Origin of the sequence: Bacillus sp. ISL-4 (assembly GCF_018613275.1) — a bacterium.
In the GTDB taxonomy this organism is placed as follows: Bacteria; Bacillota; Bacilli; order Bacillales; family DSM-1321; genus Peribacillus; species Peribacillus simplex_E.
The window spans coordinates 1-7,202 of sequence record NZ_JAGGQN010000057.1; the positions used below are offsets into that span (position 1 = coordinate 1).

General features: G+C 38.7%; 5 protein-coding genes and 2 pseudogenes. 6 read left to right on the forward strand and 1 reads right to left on the reverse strand.

What is annotated here, in order from left to right; genetic code table 11:
* The first annotated feature begins 229 nt into the window (after positions 1–229).
* The 5 genes and pseudogenes from J7J00_RS25460 to J7J00_RS25480 form a co-directional block, all read left to right on the forward strand.
* Entirely contained in the window at positions 230–1,618 is a 1,389-nt protein-coding gene (locus J7J00_RS25460; protein WP_214795715.1) for an aminotransferase-like domain-containing protein, read from the forward strand.
* A gap of 115 nt (positions 1,619–1,733) precedes the next feature.
* Positions 1,734–3,071, forward strand: a complete 1,338-nt coding sequence (locus J7J00_RS25465) for an MFS transporter (protein WP_214795720.1) — start codon at positions 1,734–1,736, stop codon at positions 3,069–3,071.
* A 232-nt stretch (positions 3,072–3,303) separates the two neighbouring features.
* Positions 3,304–4,350, forward strand: coding sequence for an aminotransferase-like domain-containing protein (locus tag J7J00_RS25470; protein ID WP_286201572.1), 1,047 nt, complete (start codon positions 3,304–3,306; stop codon positions 4,348–4,350).
* Positions 4,351–4,404: 54 nt separating this feature from the next.
* A pseudogene (locus J7J00_RS25475) lies at positions 4,405–4,551 on the forward strand (tyrosine-type recombinase/integrase); the annotation flags it as partial.
* 46 nt (positions 4,552–4,597) lie between these two features.
* Positions 4,598–4,830, forward strand: a pseudogene (locus tag J7J00_RS25480) (transposase); the annotation flags it as partial.
* A 607-nt stretch (positions 4,831–5,437) separates the two neighbouring features.
* Here the strand turns inward: J7J00_RS25480 and J7J00_RS25485 are convergent.
* Positions 5,438–6,118, reverse strand: a complete 681-nt coding sequence (locus J7J00_RS25485) for a DUF1796 family putative cysteine peptidase (protein WP_214795716.1) — start codon at positions 6,116–6,118, stop codon at positions 5,438–5,440.
* A 472-nt stretch (positions 6,119–6,590) separates the two neighbouring features.
* Between J7J00_RS25485 and J7J00_RS25490 the strand changes: the two genes are divergently transcribed.
* Positions 6,591–7,109: a zinc-dependent alcohol dehydrogenase family protein gene (locus J7J00_RS25490; RefSeq protein ID WP_214795718.1), complete on the forward strand. Its 519-nt coding sequence runs from the start codon at positions 6,591–6,593 to the stop codon at positions 7,107–7,109.
* The last annotated feature ends 93 nt before the right edge of the window (positions 7,110–7,202 follow it).

Here is a 7,202-nt window from a genome sequence, read left to right on the forward strand (position 1 = left end):
TAAGTCCAATTACAAGGGTTATGAAATCCTGCGAATAAGTGAGCATTCGAGAGATATTCGCATCAAACTGAGGGAGTTCAAAAGGTTCAATGGTCATAATTAAGGATGTAGTCTTATTCAAAGATTGGCTACTCGGATATTCACTAATAGGCATAAAATAAAAAGAAAATTACAATTGTTTTATAAACCACACAATCATATAATTGTATGAAAAAGGATGCGTATTATTATGCCGATTAATTCTTTTGAACACTATCCTATGAGCTGGAAACCATCGATTGATAAAACTAAAAAGCCAATTTATCAAGCACTCGCAGGGCAATTGGAACAGGATATTTTAAACGGAGTTTTATTACCTGGAACAAAACTTCCTCCACAGCGAGAACTGGCCGACTATTTAGATTTAAATTTGAGTACCATTTCAAAAGCGTTTAAAGTGTGTGAGTTAAAGGGCTTGTTAAGTGCAACTGTTGGAAGGGGCACATTTGTATCGTATGATGCGTTATCGAATGCGTATTTACTTGAAGATACAAAGCCGAAGCATTTAATTGAAATGGGAGCAACACTACCAGATAATGCTTCTTACGAGCCACTGCTACTTCAACTGAAAAGTATGCTGCAAGAGACAGATTATGAAAAATGGTTTGGTTATGGTCGAGCAGGCGAAAGCCTTTGGCAAAAGGATGCAGCTATAAAGCTAATCCGAAGAGGTGGGTTCGAAACAACAGTTGATCACATTTTATTTGCAAATGGGGGTCAAAATGCGATTGCTGCCACACTGGCGAGTCTTTGTAAGCCTGGAGATCGCATCGGTGTTGATCATCATACTTACCCTGGTTTAAAAACTGTTGCAGCGATGCTTAGTGTGCAAATAGTGCCGATAAAATCAGAGAACTATGAAATGAGTCCAACTGCCTTTGAAGATGCGTGTAAAAATGACAATATTAAAGGCATTTACTTGATCCCAGATTATCATAACCCGACAGCTTCCTTTATGTCTGTTGAGAATCGAAAAATGATTGCAGCAATTGCCAAAAAGTATAAACAGTTCGTTATTGAAGATGCATCGTATCATCTTCTCAACAAAAAACCACTTCCAGCAGTCGCATCATTCGCCCCAGAACAGGTCATCTATATTGCAAGTTTATCTAAATCATTAGCACCTGGGTTACGACTAGCCTATGTAGCAGTACCGAGTCAATTTAAGGAGCCAATTTCAAAGGCACTTTATAATTTAAATATAACCGTTTCCCCGTTACTAGCAGAACTTACAGCACGTACGATTGTATCGAATCAATTTGAAGTCTTAATTGAGGGGCATCGGGAACAAACCATTCGCAGAAACCAAATCGCAAATCGACAGCTGGCAGACTATACGTGTTTAGGTGCTGAAACAGGCATCTTTCGTTGGCTGCTATTACCAGGCAAGATTACAGGTGCTGAATTTGAAACGTTAGCCGCACAGCAGGGAGTACAAGTGTATGCAGCTGAACGTTTTGTAGTTGGAAATAGTTGTCCAGAGAGGGCTGTAAGGGTTTCTGTCTGTGCACCGGAAACGCTTGAAGAGCTTGAGCGAGGATTGATTATCCTTAAACATTTACTAAACGATCTTACCTAATATTGTTTGCCATACAATTATAATATTGTATGGTTTTTTTAATAGTGATAAGATGTTTGAAATCTAGTTGGAGGATGAAATGAAATAAAATTAGCTTTCTATAAAGGTAGGTTAGATTGTGGTACAAGATAGCGTAAAAAAGTCAGACGTTCAACCAGATTGGTTACAAGTCTACATTAGTTCTTCAGAAAAACAAAAACAACTATATAAAAGAACTTTAATAGTTGTTATCATATCCCAAATTTTTGGAGGAGCAGGACTTGCAGCAGGAATAACAGTGGGGGCACTTATAGCCCAAGACATGCTAGGTACAGATAGTGTTTCGGGAATTCCTACGGCGTTATTTACTTTAGGGTCAGCAGGGGCTGCACTGCTTGTAGGACGTCTTTCTCAGCGATTTGGACGTCGTTCTGGACTTGCGACAGGATTTTTGGCTGGAGGTATCGGTGCCATTGGTGTAGTCATTTCAGCATTAACAAATAGCATCCTACTTTTATTTATTTCGCTGCTTATCTATGGGGCTGGATCAGCAACAAACTTACAAGCACGATACGCAGGAACTGACTTGGCAAACTCGACACAAAGGGCAAAGGCAATTAGTATGGCCATGGTTTCCACCACATTCGGTGCAGTTGCAGGCCCAAACCTGGTGGAGGTAATGGGAGAGTTTGCGGTATCCATAGGAATTCCTTCTTTAGCTGGTCCATTTATATTAGCTGCCACAGCTTATATACTAGCTGGTTGTGTTCTATTAATTTTTCTTCGTCCTGATCCCTTCATTGTTGCAAAAGCATTATCAGATGCTCAAAGAAAAACCAGTAATTTACCTTTAGAGGGAAATTCTAATACGTTATCGATAAACAGGCGAGGAATTTTTGCAGGAGCATCAGTAATGGTTCTAACTCAATTTGTGATGACGGCAATTATGACGATGACACCCATACATATGGGACACCATGGACATGATTTGAATGAAGTAGGGCTTGTTATTGGATTTCACATAGGTGCTATGTTTTTTCCTTCATTAGTAACTGGTTTTCTTGTTGATAAAATTGGCCGTTCTGCTATGGCCATTGCTTCTGCCGTTACGCTACTTGCTTCAGGCATTCTAGCTGCCATGGGACCTGTTGATTCGATGGTAGTCCTCATTACAGCACTTGCTTTACTTGGACTTGGCTGGAATTTTGGTTTAATTAGCGGCACAGCAATCCTAGTGGATGCAACTCCACCATCTACTAGGGCTAAAACGCAGGGTTCTGTAGATGTTTGGATTGCTTTGTCAGGAGCATTGGGAGGTGGCTTATCAGGAATCGTTGTAGCACATTCTAGTTATGCAACCCTTTCAATTGCTGGTGCTATGCTTTCATTACTACTTATTCCAATTGTTATATATGCCACTAGAAAAGAAAGTAAGGTCAAAAAAATAGAAGTAACTGAAAATTCAAGATATTAATAGAGTATGGGTAGCTTGATAAACTTTTAAAAAAATTTCTAAACGTTACAAAAAAAGGGGAATGTTTATAAATGGAAAGTAAATTTGCTGAGAGAGCTCGTTTAGTAAAATCTTCCGAGACAAGAGAAATACTAAAAGTAACAGCAAGACTAGAAGTCATCTCTTTTGCGGGGGGATTGCCAGCTCCAGAGTTGTTCCTGTAGAAGCTCTTAAGGATGTATGCAATGCTGTATTGAATGAAGAAGGTCCTGCTTCTCTTCAATATAGTACGACAGAAGGATATATTCCTTTAAGAGAAGCTATTTGTCAAAGGATGAAAGTTACCGGAATCAACTCTACTATTGAAAATGTTCTTATCACATCAGGGTCCCAGCAAGCGCTCGACCTTACTGGAAGATTATTTATCAATGAGGGAGATACGATTATTTGTGAAAGCCCAACCTATCTTGCAGCAATTAACGCATTCAAGTCATATAATGCCAAATTTGTTGAAGTAGCTATGGATGATGATGGAATGGTTATGGAAGAGCTAGAGAAAAGGCTGCATGAGCATCCTAACACAAAATTTATCTATACAATTCCAGATTTCCAAAACCCTACAGGTCGCACATTAAAACTCGAAAGACGAAAAAGAATGATTGAACTTGCTAATCAATATGATGTACTGGTTGTAGAGGATAATCCCTATGGAGCAGTAAGATTTGCTGGAGAGGCACTCCCACCTATGAAACATTTTGACACAGAGTGTAGAGTAATTTATATAAGTACCTTCTCTAAGATTTTTACTCCCGGTCTTCGACTTGGATGGATTTGTGCAGATAAGCCTTTTATTGATAAGTATGTTTCTTTTAAGCAAATAGCTGACTTGCACACTGACAGCTTTGCTCAAAGAATAACAGCAAAGTATATGGAACTTTACGATATCGAAGAGCACATTAATAAAATCAAAGCTGTTTATAAAGAAAGATGCACAGCTATGTTAACTTGTATCGAAGAATTTTTCCCGGAAAATATAACCTATAGTAAGCCAGAAGGTGGATTATTTATTTGGATTGAGCTTCCTGAACCTGTTGATTCGAGGAAAATATTCGCTGAATGCTTGAAAAATAATGTTGCTTTTGTTCCTGGTACCCCTTTCTTTCCAAATGGCACAAAGAATAATACTTTACGTTTAAATTACTCTAATATGCCTAAAGATAAAATCTTTGAGGGCATGAAGCGTATAGGAGAAGTAGTTCGTCATGAATTAGAAAAAGAGAACACTCTATTATTAAAATAATTTAAAAATAGTTCTTTTAAGATAGCTACCAATAGGTGTTATTTAATACTTTAACATAGTTACGCTACAAATTTATTGAATAATGGAGCGCCTTTAGAAGTGATTCAAAATTTAATGGGTCATGAAAAAAGTGAAACCACAAAAATATATGCATATCTACGTGTTGCAATGCGGAGAGACTTGTATAGAAAGTATTTTTAAGGGGCCAAGGGTCCTTTTTTTGTTTTTAATGAACTAACGGGGCAGGTTCGCTGGAGTAGATCCAAGTGTTCACTCATCGGGTAAGTTTACGACAACCATTAATCTTACTACTAAAAGAGGTTCAAGCAGACTACGTCATCCTCTGTATCTTACCGTCCTATGCGGCATAAGAAGTTCAAGGGAAAAAAGTTCTATGATAAGAAAAAATCAGAAGGAATCCCTGCCAAAGTGTCAATCGTTGCCTCTATTAATAAGTTGCTTCATTGGATTTACGCTTAATTAAGGAGAAAAGAAATGTTCCTGGATTTAGCCTAATTAACGGTATAATGAACAGAGGAAAATCCTCCTAAAATAATTTTAGAGGGGTATTTTGGCATGGCCAAAAATAGTAGATCATAAGGAAATTGAAAATTTTAGAGAAAGATATTGACATCCTATTAGCTGGTTTCGTTTAATAAATTTAATTTAGGGAGATTTCCTAACTTGGAAATCGGTTTTGATTTCGGATAGTGTCATAACTCAAAAGTTATGAACCTCTTTATAAGATATCCAATCATTACTTAGTATCAAATATCAAACCTAAAAAGTGTCACGTTGACCGATAATATGCACTTATTTTAAGTGTTATTTTGGACTCCCGACTTTAAAAACCCAGCTATCTTCACATTAGAAGATTAGCTGGGTTAAATTTTTTACATCCAATCATTTATGGCTCTATTCTGATTTTTTTAGAAAAAAAGACAACTTCTCATTTTGTATATTAATACGAGGTATTTAATAAAAAATAAAAGCCAGGAAACCCTGCCTATATTAATGAAACTCTGCTTAATATATTTATTTGAAAATACTTCATATAGAAGAAGGCAGCCTAAAACGATCATTTTTTTTAATTCGTTAAAGTTATTCCTTTTAAAATCTGATCCCAAATGGCATTATTACTGGGATCATTACGAGGAACTTGTACAAAGCAAATCCCATCATTTGGCCAGTTCATGTCTATAACTCCATTTAAACCATCTACAGGCTGCATAAACAACAGGTTAAACTTACCCGTTGTAAGTTGAGATAAAATAGATTGCAATTCAATAATATCTTCATAGTTCGCCGTTGACCACTCATATCTGATGAATAAAGTATTTTTACTTTGTTGGATTTTTGTAAGGAAATTTTGGATGCGGTGATTCAGCTTATTTTTAAATGCTGGATATTGAACAATCCAATCTTGGTTTGGAATCATCGGAAAATCATGAACGGAATCAATTTTATATTTACTATCATGAACAAAATGTGCTTTTGATGGTTGAGTACCCCCTGGTTCAAAAACAACATTTCCATCATCAACAAAATGAGCGAGTATATTTTTCTCATGCATATTTTCTAACTCCATATATCCCTCAAATTTATTCTTTAATAATCTATTTACTTCAGGGAGAATACCAGATTGAACCCAATCCAAGGGAAATGAATTTCTTCTTAAATTATGCCTCTTTGTATGGAGGGCAGGACCACACCAGCTGCCCAAACCAGTGATCAATTCATATGATCCTTTTATGTCCAATAAATTCAAATAATCACTCCTCTGCTTTTTAATATTTTATAAAAGAGTAATTCTATTTGATTGGACATTTTAAAAATGTGTTAAAAGATGTCAACTTAAGAAATGTGTTATAACTTTACATATCTCTGATTAAAAGGTTTCCACGGAAGCTTTTTTCATAGTTAAACTAATGCCTTCAATACCCTCTTTTCAATGGAGCTTTCAAACGTCAAGGAATAGAACGTTTTAAAGAGATACTTGGAGAATTAAGAAAACAATAATAAAGCTTTAGTCTTTTCTTTAGTTCTTTTGCCAATTAACGTTCCTTTAATATAAAAGGGGCTGTTAGGATCCATAATTAACTCGTCTACAAGAAGGAGAGTTAGATGAAAAACATGTGCAAGTAAAAATTCATTCTAACCTTTTTAAAAGACATAACTTAGCTGTACTTAGGGAATTGTCCCTTCGCTTCCTGGCAGGGGCTGGTGCCGGGGACACGGTGTTGATCCAGGGAACGGGCGGCGTATCGCTGTTCGCCCTGCAGATCGCCCGCGCCGCAGGAGCCCGCGTGATCGCCACGACTTCAAAGGAGACGAAGGCAGAGCGCCTGATCGAGCTTGGCGCGAGCGACGTGATCAACTACGCCACCACGCCGGACTGGGGCGCCCAGGTGCGCGCTCTCACCAACGGTCGGGGCGCCGACGTGATCGTAGATGTCGGTGGTGCCGGGACCATCGCTCAGTCGATTGCGGGCGTTGCATATCGCGGCGTCATCTCGCTGGTCGGACACCTCGCGCATGACACGACTGGCATGAACCTCCTCGACTTCTCCTATAGCGGCGCAACTCTGCGCACGATTGGCGGCGGCAGCAGGAGCGACCTGGAGGACATGAATAGGGTGATCGAAGCGCACCAGCTGCAACCGGTCATCGATCGCGTCTTCCCGTTCCTCGAGGCACCCGCTGCTGTGTCCTACATGGAGCAGGGGGCTTACTTCGGCAAGGTCGTCATCAGCCACTGACGCCGGCCAACGGATAGAATCCCAGAAGTTATTCCAGAATTGGGCGCGATTCTTGAAGAAGGTTCGCTTTTCTTATAGAACTCCCTCAGTTTA